This window comes from Mycobacterium florentinum, from assembly GCF_010730355.1.
In the GTDB taxonomy this organism is placed as follows: Bacteria; Actinomycetota; Actinomycetes; order Mycobacteriales; family Mycobacteriaceae; genus Mycobacterium; species Mycobacterium florentinum.
Window position 1 is genome coordinate 4010659 of record NZ_AP022576.1, and the last position, 15986, is coordinate 4026644.

Here is a 15986-nt window from a genome sequence, read left to right on the forward strand (position 1 = left end):
GATCGGTGTATCTTTAAGAGATGGCCGAACCGACGACGCGTCCGGCCCGCGGACGCGGGGCGCGCGAGCGCATCGAGCGTGCGGCGGCCGAGCTCTTCTACCGCCACGGAATCCACGCGACCGGCGTCGAGCTCATCGCCCAACAGGCCAACGTGTCCAAGCGCACCCTCTACCAACACTTCCCGAGCAAGAACGACCTGGTGGACAACTATTTACGCGGCATGGACGAGCGCGGTGGTCTGCCCGGCGAGCGGCTGCTGGACGACCCGACCCGGTCCGCCCGGGACCGGCTGTTGGGGGTCTTCGAGATGTCGCGCCGAGATGTCATGCGGGGCTGCCCTTTCCACAATGCGGCAGTGGAATCCGCCGGATCGCTGCGCAGCACCGACGAAATCGTGCGGGCGCACAAGCAACGATTCATCCACCGCCTCATCGCCGTTGCGCAGGAGACCGGAGCCGCCGACCCGCACTCGCTGGGACAGCAACTGGCGGTGTTGTTCGAAGGCGCGACCGCAATGGCGACCTCGCTCAACGACACCGCGCCCGTCGTGCATGCCCGGGCTGCCGCCGCCACGCTGATCGACGCCTCGCTGAACTCTTGACGACCTCGTCCCGGGGCTGTTAAACATGGCCTGCGCCACAAATTTGGGCGATCGCTCAAAAAGGACTCGGTGGAGGTTGCCATGGGCCGGATGGACGGCAAGGTCGCATTCGTGACCGGCGCGGCGCGCGGGCAGGGCAGAAGCCACGCCGTCCGGCTCGCGCAGGAGGGTGCCGACATCATTGCCGTCGACATCTGCCGGAACTTCGAGAATTCCCCGGCCGAGGGCGCGACGCCCGAAGACCTGGATATGACCGCGGGGATGGTCAAGGACGCCGGGGGTCGTGTCGTGACCGCCGAGGTCGACGTGCGTGATTTCGATGCCTTGAAGGCCGCTGTCGACAGCGGCGTCGAGCAGCTCGGGCGCCTTGACGTCATAGTCGCGAACGCGGGCATCGGCACCACCGCGGGTAAGTTGCACAAGACCAAAGACGCGCTGTGGCAAGAGATGATCGACGTCAACCTCAGCGGGGTGTGGAAGTCGGTGAAAGCCGGGATTCCACACGTGTTGGCTGGGGAGCGTGGCGGTTCGGTCATCCTGACGTCGTCAGTCGCCGGTAACAAGGCCTATCCGCATGTGGGTCACTACGTGGCCGCCAAGCACGGTGTCATCGGCCTGATGCGCGCGTTCGCGGTCGAACTGGGGCAGCAGATGATCCGGGTCAACGCCGTCCTACCGACACACGTGGGTTCGCCGCTGCTGTTGAACGACGCCACCTACCGAGCCTTTCGGCCGGAACTGGAAAACCCTGGACCCGAGGACCTCAAGCCGGTGTGTCAGAGCTTTCACTTTCTGCCGATCCCCTGGGTGGAACCCGAAGACATCAGCAACGCCGTGCTGTTCTTGGCATCCGACGAAGCGCGCTACATCACCGGGGTGGCGCTGCCGGTGGATGCCGGCAGCTGCCTGAAGTAAGGGAACGCATCGATGACCGTCACGAACGACACCGAGGTTTACTACGACCCCTACGACGTCGGCATCAATGCCGACCCGTATCCGACCTACGCGCGGCTGCGTGAAGAGGCCCCGCTGTATTACAACGAAAAGTACGACTTCTGGGCGATATCAAGGCATTCCGACGTCGAGCGCGGGCTGGCCAACTGGGAGGCGTTCTCGAACCGCCGCAGCGACATCCTCGAGCTGGTGCAGTCGAAATTCGACATGCCCCGCGGCGTGATGATGTTCCAGGATCCGCCCGAACACACGATGCTGCGCGGGCTGATGTCGCGGGTGTTCACGCCGCGCCGGATGGCCGAAATCGAAGACCAGATCCGGCGGTATTGCGTGCGCTGCCTGGATCCGCTGGTCGGGTCGTCGGGATTCGACATCATCGCCGAGCTCGCGTCGATGATGCCGATGCGGGTGATCGGCATGCTCTTGGGAATACCCGAGTCCGAACAGATTTCGGTCCGCGATGCCAACGACGCCAACCTGCGCACCAAACCGGGAGCGCCGCTCAAGGTTGCCAACGCCGACTCCATCGCCGACGGCCGCATCTACGCCGACTACGTCGAATGGCGATCGAAGAACCCGTCCGACGACCTGATGACCACGCTGCTCAACGTCGAGTTCGACGACGAGGAAGGCGTGCACCGCAAGCTGACCCGCAAAGAGGTGCTGCACTACACCCAGGTGGTCGCCGGGGCGGGCAACGAGACGACCGGACGTCTGATCGGGTGGCTGGCCAAGGTGCTCGCCGAACATCCCGACCAGCGCCGGGAAATCCACCAGGATCGCTCTCTGCTGAACCGCACCGTCGACGAGACATTGCGGTTCGAGCCGACGGGCCCGCACGTGGCTCGTTGGATGGCAAAGGATTTCGAGTGCTACGGGACAACCGTTCCGGCCGGCAGTGCGATGCTGCTGTTGTTCGGTGCCGCCAACCGCGACCCGCGCCGATACACCGACCCGGACACCTTCAACATCCACCGCGACAACATCTCGCACATCACCTTCGGCAAGGGCGTGCACTACTGCCTCGGTGCAAACCTGGCGCGACTGGAGGGGCGGGTGGCGCTGGACGAGATCCTCAACCGATGGCCGGAGTGGGATATCGACTACGACACAGCACAACTGAGCCCGACGTCGACGGTGCGCGGGTGGGAGAGACTGCGGGTCGTCTTGCCCTAAGCGGTCAGCGGTCCCGTCGGGCCTTCGGTTCCGGCATCTCGTACCGGTCCAGGAGTCGGTTGACCAGCGCGATGGCGGCGTCGTGCCCGCCGGAGGAACCCAGCCCCTCTTCCAGGATCAGGGTGCGCCCGATCGAGGCGATGAAGACCGCGATGGCCGCGGGCGGGAACTCGTCGGTGTCGATGTCGTGTTGGCGGATGATGAAGTTCAGCGCGGTGATCTGCTGCTCACGCCAGCGGTCCGACCACGCGGCAATCTCCGCGCGAATCTCCTTGCGGTGGTTGGCAAGTCCCATGAACTCCAGCAGCAGCCGGGTGTCCTTGGGGGCGATCAGCGTGTCCCAGAAGGCGTGCAACGGGCGGTCGGAGGCCAGCGCCTCTTGCTGGCGCTCCAGGTAGATGGCGGCGCCGATGCGGAAGACGGCCAGATACAGGTCGTCCATCGTGGGGAAGTAGTAGTGCACCAACGCCGGTTTGACTCCGGCTTTGGCGGCCACCCGCCGCGACGTGGCGGCGGCATAACCCTCCTCGACCATGATCTGACTCGTCGCGGCCACCAGCATGTCGCGCGTCGTGGAGTCGCGCGCCTTCGGTCGCTCGGATGCAGTCACAGTCTGGTCATATCACACGGCCGGTTCGGCAACCATGTCGAAGAACGCCGCACCGGAGTCGGGGATGCGGTTCTGCTTGAACACGTTGACGGCGTAAGAGACCAGGATCATCGAATACAGCAGGTGTAGCAGCCGCTCGGCGTCCTCGGGTAATTCGTTGATGTCGAGGCCGTTCAGGTAGGCGATCGCTTCCTCGGCTCTCGGGGCTATGGCGTCGTAGAACCTGACGAGGTCGTCGTAGGGCTTCGACAGCCGCGCGTCGTAGCGTTGCGCGCGGGTCGGCAGTGCCCAATCGGCGACAAACGGTTCGAGATCGGCGAAGCCGTTGGGCAGTGTCATGACGACTCCCCGGATCGGTAGGCGTCGACCGTGTCACGGATGACCGTGTGAAACTGGCGGATGAGCAGCTCCTGGTCGGACAAGTGAAAGGTGTTCTGCGCCCGCGTCTTCAGCGCGGAGTGCGTCGCTTCGATGGTGTTCACATCCTGCATCGCGAACTCGATCGTGCTGTCGACCACCAATTCCTGGGCCAGCCGGTCCCGCGCGTTTTCCGGTGGGACGAAATACATGTCGATCTCGTAGATGTGCGAATCGACCGTCTCCGGCCAGTACGTGTAGGTGATGTAGTAGCCGCGCGCCCAGATCTGGATCGAAATGTTCGGAAAGACCCAGAATTGGTCGTTACCCCAGGACGCGATGTTGCCGCGGTTGAGGAAATCGGCACCGTCGTTATCCAGCCCGATGTCGGGAAAATCGTCGGGACCGAAAAGCCCGGCGCGAAACAGCTTGTAAACCCAACGCTGGTCTTGGCGGGCCGGTCCCGCGGTGCCTGGGTCGCGCGGTGGCAGCGGCGGCGGCCCGGGCACCGAGGTCAGCATGTGCGGCCGGAACAGTTCGTAGTGGTAGGAGTCGACGGGCGGCACCATCTTCTCGGCTTTGGAAACGTCGGGATCGATGAAGCGGCCATGCACGTACGGCGGGTGATACCACTCGCACACCGAGTCGACGGCCAACTTCCAGTTGCCCTTGATCCGGGTAGCGAACCCGTAACGCTGCGTCATCTTCTCGAACGGATACGACTCGATGCTCAACAGGCCGTCGCCCAGGAAACTGCGCAGCGGCAACGGATCCTGCGCGAGGTTGACGAAGATGAAACCCGCCCACACCTCGCAGTGCACCGGCGGCATGCCCAGGCTGCTCTTGTCGAGGTCGAAGAATTCCTCCTCGTTGGTGATGTGGTTGACCTTGCCGTCCAGGCCGTAGCGCCATCCGTGGTACTTGCAGGAGAACGCGCGACAGGTGCCGGACGATTCCTTGCCGGGGTGTTCCTGCCAGACGACCTTGTTGCCGCGGTGGGCGCACACGTTGTGGAACGCATGCACGGTGTCGTTCAGGTCGCGCGCGATCACGATCGAGGCGAGGCGGCCGGGCAGGTCGCGAGTGAAATACGAGCCCTTGCGAGGCAGGCGTTCAATGCGGCCGACGCACAACCAGTTTCGCTCGAAGACGGCCTTGCGTTCGGCGGTGAAGAACTCTTCGGAGATCGAGTCCTCGTAGTTGACCGGGCCGGTTCCCAATTCGGGGTAGTCGGTGGTGAACTTGCCACGCCCGGTGGAGAGTCGTTGTTGGATGCTGGTCACAAGGGGACTCCTTCGCTGTGCTGACCGCCGTTTGCCGTTGTGGACCAAGGCTCTTGGTCCCATGGCCGGTCCAGCGGCGCCATCTCGCCGCCGAAGGGGAAGAACACGCGCTGGGCGTAGGTCTCGCGGCCCAAGCCGTGGCCGAGTTCGTTGACGAAGGCTCGCTTGAGCGGGTTGGTGAACAGCTGTCGCGTGTACCGCAGGGTCAGCGGCGGTCGCTTGATCAGTTCACGGGCATGCTCCCAGGCTCGGTCGAGCAGCTTGTCCTTGGGCAGCACCTCGTTGACGACGCCCCACTCCTTGGCCTCCTGCGCGCTGAGCTTCTGACCCGTGAGCAGGAAGTAGCGCGCGCGGTTGTGCCCGGCGAGCACACTCCAGATCACGTGCTGACCGTCGCCGGGCACCTGGCCGCGCGGGAAGTGGGAGGCGTCCTGGAAGTAGGCGTCCTCGGAGGCCAGCACGATGTCGCCCATGATCGGCACCTCGGAGTGCATGTTGCACGGACCATTGACCGCGCTGATCATCGGAACGTCGACGTCGAGCACATTGAAGATGAGATGCCTGGCATACCAAGCTTTCTCGTCGAGCTTATGCGTCCCGCGGTCGTTGGGCATGGCCTGATAAATGGGCTGCTCGGGCGGTTCGCCGTTGGGCAGGCGACCCCAGTTGGCGTTGTAGTTCTCGCCGGTGCCGGTGTGGATGAGCACCTTGATCTCACGATCGCCCGCGATGTCGGCGAACGCGTCCGACATCTCGTCGTGTGCCTTCCAGCTCCACACCAGGCTGTCACCGTCGGTGTGGCACTGCATGAACAGGATTCCGTCGTCGGTGAGTTCGAACCGGTAGTTGGCATAGCTGTTCTGGTACTCGGCAAATCGCGTCCGCTTGGCCATTGAGTTGTCTCATCTCGGCGGTGGTGAAGTGGGGCTACCCCGTTTGAGCGATCGCCCAAACGGGGTAGCTGCCATGCTTGCACCTCGCCCAGCAGTGGTCAAGGCTCAGCGGCCGTGCAGCAAGGCCACCACCGGTGCGAAGGATTCGATCTGCGACTGCTGGACCGTGACGTAGTTGACGCCCAGGCTTTCGCGGCGTGAACGGAGCAATTCCCCGACGCTTTCCGGCGTGCCGATCAGAACGTTGGGATGGTCGCGCAGCAACTCGGCCGAGATGCTCGTCGTTTTCGCGATGTCGGCCAACGCCGTCTCGGGGTCGCCCGTGATTTCGGTGAAGTACGGGGAACTTTCGACGTCGAGTTTCCGATAGCGGTCACCGGCCGCCTCTTGTACGAAGCCGATTCGGCGCTCGGCGACCTGCTGCGGATCCAGGCCGTCGGCATCGCGCGCCACGAACGGCACGCTCGAGATGCTGACGATGTCGGCCTCGCGGCCGGCGAGCGAGAGCACGCGCTGTCCACCGCCGCCGATCATGATCGGCGGATGCGGCCGTTGCACCGGCCGCGGCCGTCCCGCGTACCCGCGCACGTGAACGAACTCGCCCGAGCAGTCCAGTTCTTCACCGAGCCAGTGCGCCTTGATGAGCGCGATGACCTCGGCCAGCTTGGCGATTCGGCGCCCCGGGCGGTCGAATTCGAGCCCCATCGCGGCGTATTCGACGTCGCTCCAGCCGGCTCCGATGCCCAGCTCCAGGCGACCGTCGGAGAGCAGGTCGAGTGTCGCGGCTTCCTTGGCCAGCACCGCCGGCACGTGATAGTCGATGCAGAAAACCCGGCAGCCGATGCGCAACGTCTCGGTGTGGGCGGCCGCCGCCGCCATCGCCGCGATCGGCGCAAGATCTTGGCGAGGAGTGCGGGCGGCGCGCTGCGCGGGGCCCGGGCCGAGATAGTGATCGGCGAGGAAAAGCGTTGAATAGCCGAGATCTTCGACTTTTCGCACGGTGTCGCGCCACTCGCGCCCGCCGGAGGCGTTGGTCGCTTGTACCCCGAAGCGAAACGGAGGCCGGTCCATAGCTTGACCGTAAACGATGATGGGTGATAGGCATGTGAAGCCAACCGTTTGAGCGATCGCTCAGGAAAGGTGGATGACGGCTTGAGCGCGAAGACAGCGGTTGTGACGGGTGGTGCCTCGGGAATCGGCCGTGCCGTCGCCGAGAGGTTGCGCAAGGACGGATTTCAGGCGGCCGTCCTCGATCTCACGCCCACCGACGACGGGTTCGGCCACATCGCCGACGTCACCGATCGTGCGCAAGTCGACGCCGCGATGTCGGCGATCCGCGACGCGCTCGGCCCGATCCTGGTGCTGGTCAACGCCGCCGGAGTGGAGGGCTTCAAGAAGTTCTTGAGCATGTCCTTCGAGGAATGGTCGAAGGTGATCGACGTGAACCTGAACGGGGTGTTCAACACCATCCAGGCCGCGCTGCCCGACATGGTCGAGGCGGGCTGGGGACGCATCGTCAACATCTCGTCGTCCAGCACGCATTCCGGCCAACCGTTCATGGCCCACTACGTGGCGGCGAAGTCGGCGGTCAACGGACTGACCAAGTCGCTCGCCCTCGAATACGGCCCGAGCGGGATCACCGTCAACGCGGTGCCGCCGGGATTCGTCGACACTCCGATGCTGCGCAGCGCCGAGAGTCGGCACTTGCTCGGCGGAACCGTGGAGGACCACATCGCTCGCACGCCGGTTCGCCGGGTGGGCAGGCCCGAGGACATCGCCGCCGCGTGTGCGTTCTTCGTCTCCGAGGAGGCCGGCTACATCACCGGACAGATTCTCGGCGTGAACGGCGGCCGCAACACTTGACTTCGATTGCGAGGCAATGATGTACGACAGGGACCAACTCTTCATCGACGGGAAGTGGGCGGCCCCTGCTTCGGGCCAGGATTCCATCTCGGTGGTCTCCCCGCACAGTGAGGCCGTCATCGGCCACGCGGTAAGTGCCGGCCCCGCGGACGTCGACCGCGCGGTCGAGGCCGCCCGGGCCGCTTTCGACACCGGCCCGTGGCCACGCATGCAACCGGCGGAGCGCATCGAGGCCATCACCCGGCTGGCCGGGATCTACAACGAGCGGCGAGCCGATATGGCCACGTTGATCTCGGCCGAAATCGGGGCTCCGATCAGCTTCGCCAAAAGGGCACAGGTCCGGCTACCGCTGACCATGATGTCGGCGTTCTGCACCTTCGCCGCCGACTACGAATGGTGCCAGGAACGTTCCGGCCTCTACGGCAAGAACATCCGGATCCGGAAGGCTCCGGTCGGCGTCGTCGCCGCGGTGGTGCCGTGGAACATGCCGCAATTCCTCACCGTCACCAAGGTGGCGCCGGCGCTGCTGGCCGGTTGTTCGGTGGTGCTCAAGCCCGCGCCCGAGTCGGCGCTCGACGCGCAGCTGCTCGCGGATCTGGTTGCGGCAGCCGATCTTCCGCCCGGTGTGTTCAACGTGCTGCCCGGGGGGCGTGAGGTCGGCGAGCTGCTGGTGCGGCATCCCGGCGTCGACAAGGTCTCGTTCACCGGTTCCACGGCGGCCGGCCGGCAGGTGGCCCTTGCCTGCGCCGACGGGCTCAAGCAGGTGAGCCTGGAACTGGGCGGCAAGTCGGCGGCCATCGTGCTCGACGACGCCGACGCCGCGGCCGCGGCGACCGGTATTCAGATGGCCAGCCTGGCCAACAGCGGACAGGTCTGCAATGCGCTGAGCCGGATCCTGGTGCCCGAGAAGCGCACGGACGAGTTCGTCGACGCGCTGGCCGCCGGGATGGCGTCGATGACCGTCGGCGACCCGGCCGATCCCAATACCCAGATCGGTCCGCTCGTGGCCCAGCGCCAGCAAGAGCGGGTTCGTGGGTACATCGAATCGGGCAAAAGCGAAGGGGCGCAGCTGGTTACCGGCGGCGCCGACATGCCCGACGGCCTCGACACCGGTTGGTATGTGCGCCCGACGCTGTTCAGCGACGCGACCAACGACATGCGCATCGCGCGCGAGGAGATCTTCGGCCCGGTGCTGACGGTCATTTCCTACCGCGACGAGGACGACGCGATCCGCATCGCCAACGACTCCGAGTACGGGCTGGCGGGATCGGTGTTCACCGCCGACGTCGAACGAGGCCACGGCGTCGCGGCCCGGGTCCGGTCGGGAACCTTCGGCGTCAACGAGGGCTACATCATGGATCCGGCAGCCCCGTTCGGCGGGGTCAAGAACAGCGGCTACGGGCGCGAGCTCGGAACCGAGGGAATCGACAGTTACACTGTGAGCCAATCGATTTCGACGGCGGCGAGCAGCTAGCGATCGTCGAGTGTGACGCTAGCCGCACGCTCGACGCCCAACGTGAAGCTGGCTTCACGCTCGGCCCGATCCGGGCGAACCGCGCGCATACCGTTATCCCCGCCCATATCTAGGTGCGACGTGTACTTGTACCTGGCGAAAGAAGCGGTACTTCGGAACCTCACCCTTGCCTTTACCGCCGGCTCCGCCCGAGACTGGACTGTGGGCGGTGTTGCATGAGATCCGCTCGGAGTATCACAACTGATGAGCGTTACCTTCTTACTCATCGCCGGGCCGGGCCCACGGTCGATCGATGCGCCGCTGGCGCGAAAGTGACGAGGGGTCGCGAGCGCGCGTTTCTAGATCGGAGATTGGGTGAGCGATCAGACCGGCATCGACACCACCGTCGCGCCCAGCGGGGCAGGCGGTGTGGAGTGCGAGCATCCGGTTGACCAATCGGTGCCAGGACCCGCCCGGGGAATGGTCCTGGGAACCATTCATAGATAGGGAAAACGCGTGGCTTTGAGTTTCCAGGACGTTATCCAGTCCAAGTACCTGCTGCTGACCACCTTCACCAAGGACGGCCGCCCGAAGCGCACGCCGATCTGGGGCGTGCCCGACGGGGACAAGCTGCTCGTCATCACCGACGACGGGTCGTGGAAGACCAAGCGGATCAACAACACGCCCCGCGTGACGATCGGCAAAAGCGGCGTGTTGGGCAAGCCGCTGAGCGAAGAGGTCGAGGGCGTCGCCCGGGTGCTGCCGAAGTCCGAGACACGGCGGGTCTACAACGCCGTGCTCAAGCGGTACTGGTATCACGCCCCGTGGTTCTACGTGCACTCGATCGTGCGCGGCGGTATCGACAAGGTGCATGTCGGCCTGGAGATCAAACCCGCCTCTTAGCAACGCTTCCCGGCGCATATCGCCGCGGTTAGTGTTGAGCCGTGGCACAGGAACCCAACCGGACATCATCGTCGATCTTGGCGTTGGTCGCCGCGGCGCGCGTCGGCGTCGGAGCCGCGATGCTGCTGGCGCCCGATCGCTTCTTCAAACCAGACTCGGGAACCGAGACGCTGCTGATGCAGACGATCGGTATCCGGGACCTGGTCATCGGGTCGGGTGCCTGCGCAGCGTTGTTGCGCGGCGGCGACGGCGAGTTTCGGCGCTGGGCCGCCATGGGTTTGGTCAGCGACAGCGCCGACCTGCTACTCGGGTTGCGCGGCCGGCCGCTGGTGGGGACCAAGAGCGCGCTGATCGCCACGCTGGCTCCCGTGCCGTTCGTCGGCGCGGGCGTGCGCGGGTTCGTCCGCGGCTTCGGAAAGGGCAGGCAGCCTTAGCCCTGGGCGGCGCGCAGCGCATCGATGGTGTCGGTCACCGTTTCGCGCGGATCCCGGTAGGTGATGCCCAGCTCCTTCTCGCTTGGCGAATCGTCCGACGCCGGCATCTGCGTGTAGTACTGCATCCCCGCCGCGGTGAACGGCGTGTTGAACGGCAGATACGGCGTCGCGACGTCGAGAATCGCTCCCGCGGCGCGGATTATCGTGTCGGGAACCGGCACGGCGACCATCGTGGTGTCGGCCACCTCGCCGAACATGCTCGCCAGCTCGCTGACGGAGACGCGGTGGCCGCCGGCCATGTAGCGTCGCGGTCCGCGCCCGGGTTCCAGCAGCGCAGCATGCAGCGCGGCCACGTCGCGGGCATCGACGATCAACCAGGCCGCTCCTCGCCCGGGTACAAAATGCAGGTCCAGCAGCGACTTCACCCCCTGGCCGGCTTCACCGTATTGATTGCCGACCGGCGGGCCGAGGACCATGCCGGGGTAAGTGATGTTGACCGGCGCGCCGGCGTCCTGCAGACCGCGGGCGTAGATCTCGACCTGGGCCTTCGACGTTCCGTAGCCGTCGGCCCCGCCGACCACCGGCAAGTCCGCCGACAGCGTCTCCAGGTTGGGATGAAACAGCGCGGTGAAGCTCGATACGTGCACGATCGGGTCGAGGCCGAGTTCGACGGCTTGACCGAGCACGTTCTGTGCGCCCTGCATATTCGTGCTCAGCATCTCGTTGGTCTGCCGCGGATCGGTGGCCACCAGCGCAGCGCTGTGCACGACGGCGTCGCAGCCCTGCAAGGCTTCGCGCACCGAGACGCGATCAACGATGTCCCCGACGGCAAAATCCGACACGTCGACGCCGAGCTTCGCGACGGAGGTGTGCAGCCGATCGGGATTGCGCACCAGGAATCGAACCGAGTGCCCCGCGTCGGCGATGGCCTTGGCGGTCCACCCACCCACAAATCCAGTACCACCCGTTATCAGAATTCGCACGGAGCGATTGTCCAAGGCTGGTCGCCGGTGGGGCAACCGGGGTTGCGTTAACTAAAGGTGGCTGGCCACGTAGCTCGCGGCTTGGCCCGTCATCCCGTTCACGACATACGACGCGTGTGCCGCGCCGTCGTTGCCACCGCCGCAGATCGGATCGCCGGCGGCGCACAGCTGCAGCGTCTTGGGCTGATACAGCGGGCCGATGGCAATGTCCGGCGCGCCGTAATGCTCGAGGAATTGATTCGACGGCGTGCCGAAGAGCGTGACGGCGGCGACGTGGTTGGCGATGTCCGGTGGCATCGGCGCCGGGACGGAAGCGGCGGGTACGCCCTTCGGCACGGCCGACGAGGTGACGAAACCGGCGACCGCCGCACCCTGCGAGAAGCCGCCCAGCACTTCCCGGGTCTTGGGGCAGCTGGCCGCCATCGACTCGATGTGCGAGCTGGCGTCGCGAATCCCGTCGATGAACGTTGCCGGGAAGTCGGGGCTGCCGAAGTCGCTGCTGGCCGGGTAGTTCACCGGGTACACCGTCAGGCTCCGCCCGCCGAGCTGACCGCGCAGCGCGTCGACGAAGCCGGAACCGATGCCGCCGACTCCGGGCGGCTCGCTGGTGCCGCGGGCGAAGACCAAATCGACGTCGGGACAGTCGGCGTTTGCCGCCGGGGCGTGGCCGCCGACCAGCACGGCAGCCGCCATCAGTGCGGCCGTTGCGCCGGCCGACGCGAGCCTGTGTATCCGGCTATTGATCAACTTCACGACATTCATTTCCTGTCCCAATTTCCCTTTATCTGCATCCGATGCGGGTGGCCGTAAGGATTTCCCAAAGCGTCATTTCTCAATCGCAGCGGGGAGCCAGGCGCAATACCGGGATGTGCCGGCCGACCGCCGCCGTCGCCGCACGGTAGTCGGCGTAGCCGGGGTACAACCGTTCGGCGAGGCCGTAGAGCCGCTCGTACTCGGCGGGCTCGGTGACCTCGGTGGCCACGAAGCTGTCCCCGCCCAATTCGCACTCGGGATGCGCTTTGAGGTTGTAATACCAATTCGGGTGCGTGCTGCCGCCGAAGTTGGAGGCGACGGCGATGACGTTGCGACCGTCGTGGAAATAGGAGATTTGGGCCTGACGCGGCTGCCCGGTTTTGGCACCCGTCATGTGCAGCGTCGCGGACGGCACAGCAAACATTCCCCAGGACACTTTCTGGTGGGATACCCGCATCAGCCACGGATCGGTCTTCGCCGCGATGTGTTGTGCGAGAAACTTTCCCGGCCCGCTGCGAGCGAACTTCGTCATGGTGCGCGTGAGCGCCGTGCGCGGGCGTTGCGGGTCGACAATCGGTAGCGGCATGAAACGACGATAATCCGATCTCCCGGCGGGCGGGAGTCTTCGGCGCGGCCCAACGGCTGCCCGGAAGGCGCGATGCGGGTCCGTTCTACCGCCGCAAAAAAACGACCAGCAGGTTTACCGGCGTCTTGAGTAAACCTGCTGGTCGAGACTGTTGGCTACTTCTTGAAGGCGTCCTTCACCTTCTCGCCGGCGTCCTTCAGGCTGGACTTGGCCTGATCCACGCGGCCCTCGTTCTTGGTGTCGTCGTCCCCGGTGACCTTGCCGACGGCTTCCTTGGCCTGGCCGCCGAGATCCTCGATTTTGTTCTTGATCTTGTCTTCGGTGCTCATGCGTTTCGCTCCCTATTGACTCGATGTTGTTCTTCGTCCGGCTACCCCGGTGCGGGATTCCGAAACCCCGGACCGCGATCCGCCCCCGGCCGAGCGGGAGCGATTGCCCGGTCTAGCTGGCAAACAACCGGATCTTTCGGCCGCCATGGAATGGATCACAATGGACGAATGGGGATCCCATGAGCACCGCAACCGTGGTGGCGATAGTCGTCGTGCTGATGCTGCTGGGCCTGGGCATCGTGATCAATCAGCTGCTTCGGCTGCGGAAGTTTCTGGGGGATTCACCCCCCGAGCATTTGCCCGGCGCGGATGCCGCGGAGCCCCCGGAGCACGATCCGCCCAAGTGACTTTCAGGTCTCCGCTCGACTGATAGCTTCGATCTCGTAATCGCACCTCATCGGGGAGGGGCCGCCGCGGCGGTAGCTGCCCGATGCGCACAATGCCCGGGGGCACCATGACACTGCTGGTAACGGATGACGGGTTGCCCCGTGGTGTGTCGGGGGCCGCCGATCCGCATTTCGCGAACGTCGTCAAGAAATTTGCCCAGCAGTTTCCGGGCCGGCGGCTCGGCGGGGGAGCGCTGAGCGTCTACGTCGACGGCATTCCCGTCGTCGACGTCTGGACCGGGTGGTCGGACCGGGCCGGCGCGCAACCCTGGACCGCCGACACCGGCGCAATGGTGTTCTCGGCGACCAAGGGTGTGGCCTCGACGGTGATACATCGGCTGGCCGATCGGGGCCTGTTGTCCTACGACGACCCGGTCGCCGAGTACTGGCCCGACTTCGCGTCGAATGGCAAGGCAGAGATCACGGTGCGCGATGTGCTGCGGCATCGAGCCGGGCTTTCCCATCTGCGCGGCGTCACCAAGACGGCTCTGATGGATCACCTGGAGATGGAGGAACGGCTGGCCGCCGCGCCGGTCGATCACCTGCGCGGCGTGCAGGCCTATCACGCGCTGACCTACGGCTGGCTGCTGTCCGGGCTGGCCAGGGCGATCACGGGCAAAGGCATGCGGGAGCTGATCCGCCAGGAGGTCGCTCGCCCGCTCAACACCGACGGCCTGCATCTGGGCCGCCCGCCGCAGGGCTCGCCGACGCTGCCCGCGCAGATCCTGATGCCGCAGAAACGAATCATGCCGACCCCGGTGCTCAACTTCATCGCGCCGCGGGTGGCCAACATGCGGTACTCGGGAGCGCTGGGCGCGATGTATTTCCCCGGCATCATGTCCCTGATGCAGGGCGACACCCCGTTCCTGGACGGCGAGATCCCGGCGGCCAATGGCGTGGTGACCGGCCGGGCGCTGGCCAAGATGTATGCCGTGCTGGCCAACGACGGCCGCATCGACGGCAAGAAGTATCTGTCCAAGGAGTTGGCACGCGGGCTCAGCGGGCAAGCGCGGATCAAGTGGCCCGACGCGAACATGGTGGTGCCCATGCCATTTCACCTCGGCTACCACGAGTCTCCGGTGCCCGGCCTGTTGCGCGGGTTCGGGCACGTGGGTCTGGGCGGCACGCTCGGCTGGGCCGATCCCGAGGTCGGCGGCTCGTTCGGATACGTGCACAACCGGCTGCTGACGTCGCGGGTGTTCGACATGGGGTCGTTCGCCGGGCTGGCCGGCCCGCTGCGCTCCGCGATGGAGGCCGCGCGGCACCAGGGGCCGATCGAGGTGCCGCAGCTCGGCGCGACCTACCCCAAGCCCGGCCGGCGGCGGGCGGCCGCGCCGGCCCGGGCTGCGTCGGGGGACTAGATCTTCGCGAAGCCGCGCGGCAGGGTCAGCGGAAGATCGCCGTAGGTGGCGATCCCGGGTGCCGCGGCGACCACGGCGGGAATCGCGTTGATGGCGGGCACCGCGGTCATGATGTGGCCGAGGTCCATGAACTCCTCGAGCGTCGTCGCCTCGAAATACGGCGGCGGCAGGAAGCCGACCTTGGTCGTCACCGTCGGCTGACCGTCGATCTGGATGACCCAGCCGTCCTGCTCGATCTTCCAGTCGGGTTCCAGCGTCTGCCCCTTGCGCCACCGGACGTTCAGGTCGATCAGGGTCTTGCCGTTCACGATGCCCTGCCAGCTGATGTAGGTGCCCGCGACGTGTCCCGCGGGGATGGTCCAGGACGCCATTTCCAGGTCCGCGGTGGTCTGGGCGAACTCCGCGACGCACTTGACCTCGTCGAGCTCGACGCCGAGCGCGTCGGCCACCAGCCGCACAGCCTCGCCGAAGATCGCGGTGCCCTTGGCGGCCATCGCCGGCAGGTCCGGGTGGTCGATCGGCTGCCCGAAGCCCACCGGCCTCTCGGTTTCGGGGGAGTCGTAGAACGTGGTGTCGGCGGCCTCGTTGACGGTGACCTTGTCGACGCGGTTGCACACCATCGCCGAGACGATGGCCAGCAGCTCGGCGAAGCCCGGGCTCACCCCGGACCCGAAGATCGTCGAACCGCCCAACTCGGCGGCCTCGAGCAGCCGGTCGCGGCCGTCGCCCAGGTTGTGTCCGGTGATGAAGGACGCCGTGGTCACCACGTTGACACCCGCGGACAGAATCTGGACCAGCTCGTCGACGTTGATCCACATCGGGTTGTAGACCACGCAGTCCGGTTTCAGGGCGAGCAGCGCGTCGATGTCATTGGTCGCCGCGACCCCGAGCGGGGAGATGCCGACCAATTCGCCGGCGTCACGTCCGACCTTGTCCGGCGACCAGGCGAAGCACCCGACCAGTTCCAGGATGGGGTTGTCCGCGATCGACTTCAGCGAGCTCTTGCCCACGTTTCCGGTGTTCCACTGAACGACTCGATAGTTGTTTGGCACTCGCTCAG

At 65.7% G+C, this 15986-nt stretch carries 19 protein-coding genes; 9 read left to right on the forward strand and 10 right to left on the reverse strand.

The genetic code is table 11. The features are described 5' to 3' along the window. Nucleotides 1-20: 20 nt before the first annotated feature. The 3 genes from G6N55_RS19040 to G6N55_RS19050 all read left to right on the forward strand — a co-directional run bounded on the left by G6N55_RS19040 (nucleotide 21) and on the right by G6N55_RS19050 (nucleotide 2732). Nucleotides 21-602 carry a TetR/AcrR family transcriptional regulator gene (locus G6N55_RS19040; RefSeq protein ID WP_085224902.1) on the forward strand — a complete coding sequence of 194 codons (582 nt, stop codon included), beginning with the start codon at nucleotides 21-23 and terminating at the stop codon, nucleotides 600-602. A gap of 81 nt (nucleotides 603-683) precedes the next feature. Beyond that, nucleotides 684-1517 (forward strand): mycofactocin-coupled SDR family oxidoreductase, encoded by an 834-nt coding sequence (locus tag G6N55_RS19045; protein ID WP_085224904.1) that lies wholly within the window; start codon nucleotides 684-686, stop codon nucleotides 1515-1517. A 12-nt stretch (nucleotides 1518-1529) separates the two neighbouring features. Continuing rightward, nucleotides 1530-2732 carry a cytochrome P450 gene (locus tag G6N55_RS19050; protein ID WP_085224906.1) on the forward strand — a complete coding sequence of 401 codons (1203 nt, stop codon included), beginning with the start codon at nucleotides 1530-1532 and terminating at the stop codon, nucleotides 2730-2732. 4 nt (nucleotides 2733-2736) lie between these two features. On the opposite strand, the gene G6N55_RS19055 is transcribed toward G6N55_RS19050, so the two are convergent. The 5 genes from G6N55_RS19055 to G6N55_RS19075 all read right to left on the reverse strand — a co-directional run bounded on the left by G6N55_RS19055 (nucleotide 2737) and on the right by G6N55_RS19075 (nucleotide 6946). Then, nucleotides 2737-3294: a TetR/AcrR family transcriptional regulator gene (locus G6N55_RS19055; RefSeq protein ID WP_085225012.1), complete on the reverse strand. Its 558-nt coding sequence runs from the start codon at nucleotides 3292-3294 to the stop codon at nucleotides 2737-2739. A gap of 60 nt (nucleotides 3295-3354) precedes the next feature. Beyond that, a complete protein-coding gene (locus tag G6N55_RS19060) occupies nucleotides 3355-3681 on the reverse strand; it encodes a hypothetical protein (protein WP_085224908.1) in 327 nt (108 codons plus the stop codon). After that, nucleotides 3678-4982 carry an aromatic ring-hydroxylating oxygenase subunit alpha gene (locus tag G6N55_RS19065; protein WP_085224910.1) on the reverse strand — a complete coding sequence of 435 codons (1305 nt, stop codon included), beginning with the start codon at nucleotides 4980-4982 and terminating at the stop codon, nucleotides 3678-3680. Before G6N55_RS19065 ends, G6N55_RS19060 begins: the two co-directional genes overlap by 4 nt. Beyond that, complete coding sequence (locus G6N55_RS19070) at nucleotides 4979-5875, reverse strand: enoyl-CoA hydratase/isomerase family protein (protein WP_085224912.1); 897 nt, start codon at nucleotides 5873-5875, stop codon at nucleotides 4979-4981. The genes G6N55_RS19065 and G6N55_RS19070 overlap by 4 nt, the downstream gene beginning before the upstream one ends. Before the next feature lie 105 nt (nucleotides 5876-5980). Further along, nucleotides 5981-6946, reverse strand: coding sequence for a TIGR03621 family F420-dependent LLM class oxidoreductase (locus tag G6N55_RS19075; protein WP_085224913.1), 966 nt, complete (start codon nucleotides 6944-6946; stop codon nucleotides 5981-5983). Nucleotides 6947-7027: 81 nt separating this feature from the next. Between G6N55_RS19075 and G6N55_RS19080 the strand changes: the two genes are divergently transcribed. The 4 genes from G6N55_RS19080 to G6N55_RS19095 all read left to right on the forward strand — a co-directional run bounded on the left by G6N55_RS19080 (nucleotide 7028) and on the right by G6N55_RS19095 (nucleotide 10528). After that, nucleotides 7028-7738: an SDR family NAD(P)-dependent oxidoreductase gene (locus G6N55_RS19080; RefSeq protein ID WP_085225014.1), complete on the forward strand. Its 711-nt coding sequence runs from the start codon at nucleotides 7028-7030 to the stop codon at nucleotides 7736-7738. Between the two features lie 19 nt (nucleotides 7739-7757). Further along, nucleotides 7758-9212 carry an aldehyde dehydrogenase gene (locus G6N55_RS19085; protein WP_085225016.1) on the forward strand — a complete coding sequence of 485 codons (1455 nt, stop codon included), beginning with the start codon at nucleotides 7758-7760 and terminating at the stop codon, nucleotides 9210-9212. A 495-nt stretch (nucleotides 9213-9707) separates the two neighbouring features. Next, entirely contained in the window at nucleotides 9708-10094 is a 387-nt protein-coding gene (locus G6N55_RS19090) for a PPOX class F420-dependent oxidoreductase (protein ID WP_085224915.1), read from the forward strand. Between the two features lie 41 nt (nucleotides 10095-10135). After that, complete coding sequence (locus tag G6N55_RS19095) at nucleotides 10136-10528, forward strand: hypothetical protein (protein ID WP_085224917.1); 393 nt, start codon at nucleotides 10136-10138, stop codon at nucleotides 10526-10528. On the opposite strand, the gene G6N55_RS19100 is transcribed toward G6N55_RS19095, so the two are convergent. From G6N55_RS19100 to G6N55_RS19115, 4 genes are all read right to left on the reverse strand, one after another. Continuing rightward, complete coding sequence (locus tag G6N55_RS19100; protein WP_085224918.1) at nucleotides 10525-11511, reverse strand: SDR family NAD(P)-dependent oxidoreductase; 987 nt, start codon at nucleotides 11509-11511, stop codon at nucleotides 10525-10527. The genes G6N55_RS19095 and G6N55_RS19100 overlap by 4 nt on opposite strands. Nucleotides 11512-11562: 51 nt before the next feature. Beyond that, entirely contained in the window at nucleotides 11563-12204 is a 642-nt protein-coding gene (locus tag G6N55_RS19105; RefSeq protein WP_232079079.1) for a cutinase family protein, read from the reverse strand. 139 nt (nucleotides 12205-12343) lie between these two features. Continuing rightward, complete coding sequence (locus G6N55_RS19110) at nucleotides 12344-12850, reverse strand: nitroreductase family deazaflavin-dependent oxidoreductase (protein ID WP_085224922.1); 507 nt, start codon at nucleotides 12848-12850, stop codon at nucleotides 12344-12346. A gap of 155 nt (nucleotides 12851-13005) precedes the next feature. Then, nucleotides 13006-13179 carry a CsbD family protein gene (locus G6N55_RS19115; RefSeq protein WP_085224923.1) on the reverse strand — a complete coding sequence of 58 codons (174 nt, stop codon included), beginning with the start codon at nucleotides 13177-13179 and terminating at the stop codon, nucleotides 13006-13008. Between the two features lie 179 nt (nucleotides 13180-13358). On the opposite strand from G6N55_RS19115, the gene G6N55_RS29425 reads away from it, so the two are divergent. Continuing rightward, nucleotides 13359-13526, forward strand: a complete 168-nt coding sequence (locus tag G6N55_RS29425; RefSeq protein WP_169718514.1) for a hypothetical protein — start codon at nucleotides 13359-13361, stop codon at nucleotides 13524-13526. A 107-nt stretch (nucleotides 13527-13633) separates the two neighbouring features. Further along, a complete protein-coding gene (gene lipL / locus G6N55_RS19120) occupies nucleotides 13634-14926 on the forward strand; it encodes an esterase/beta-lactamase LipL (protein WP_085225017.1) in 1293 nt (430 codons plus the stop codon). Here the strand turns inward: lipL and G6N55_RS19125 are convergent. After that, nucleotides 14923-15978 (reverse strand): NAD(P)H-dependent amine dehydrogenase family protein, encoded by a 1056-nt coding sequence (locus G6N55_RS19125; RefSeq protein WP_085224925.1) that lies wholly within the window; start codon nucleotides 15976-15978, stop codon nucleotides 14923-14925. The genes lipL and G6N55_RS19125 overlap by 4 nt on opposite strands. Nucleotides 15979-15986 lie beyond the last annotated feature (8 nt).

What these genes read in the sequence shown, in the direction of transcription:
- G6N55_RS19040 (WP_085224902.1), top strand. Translation starts at nt 21, where the DNA reads ATGGCCGAACCGACGACGCGTCCGGCCCGCGGACGCGGGGCGCGCGAG.
- G6N55_RS19045 (WP_085224904.1), top strand. Translation starts at nt 684, where the DNA reads ATGGGCCGGATGGACGGCAAGGTCGCATTCGTGACCGGCGCGGCGCGC.
- G6N55_RS19050 (WP_085224906.1), top strand. Translation starts at nt 1,530, where the DNA reads ATGACCGTCACGAACGACACCGAGGTTTACTACGACCCCTACGACGTC.
- G6N55_RS19055 (WP_085225012.1), bottom strand. Translation starts at nt 3,294, where the DNA reads ATGCTGGTGGCCGCGACGAGTCAGATCATGGTCGAGGAGGGTTATGCC.
- G6N55_RS19060 (WP_085224908.1), bottom strand. Translation starts at nt 3,681, where the DNA reads ATGACACTGCCCAACGGCTTCGCCGATCTCGAACCGTTTGTCGCCGAT.
- G6N55_RS19070 (WP_085224912.1), bottom strand. Translation starts at nt 5,875, where the DNA reads ATGGCCAAGCGGACGCGATTTGCCGAGTACCAGAACAGCTATGCCAAC.
- G6N55_RS19075 (WP_085224913.1), bottom strand. Translation starts at nt 6,946, where the DNA reads ATGGACCGGCCTCCGTTTCGCTTCGGGGTACAAGCGACCAACGCCTCC.
- G6N55_RS19085 (WP_085225016.1), top strand. Translation starts at nt 7,758, where the DNA reads ATGTACGACAGGGACCAACTCTTCATCGACGGGAAGTGGGCGGCCCCT.
- G6N55_RS19105 (WP_232079079.1), bottom strand. Translation starts at nt 12,204, where the DNA reads ATGGCGGCTGCCGTGCTGGTCGGCGGCCACGCCCCGGCGGCAAACGCC.
- G6N55_RS19110 (WP_085224922.1), bottom strand. Translation starts at nt 12,850, where the DNA reads ATGCCGCTACCGATTGTCGACCCGCAACGCCCGCGCACGGCGCTCACG.
- G6N55_RS19115 (WP_085224923.1), bottom strand. Translation starts at nt 13,179, where the DNA reads ATGAGCACCGAAGACAAGATCAAGAACAAAATCGAGGATCTCGGCGGC.
- G6N55_RS29425 (WP_169718514.1), top strand. Translation starts at nt 13,359, where the DNA reads ATGAGCACCGCAACCGTGGTGGCGATAGTCGTCGTGCTGATGCTGCTG.
- lipL (WP_085225017.1), top strand. Translation starts at nt 13,634, where the DNA reads ATGACACTGCTGGTAACGGATGACGGGTTGCCCCGTGGTGTGTCGGGG.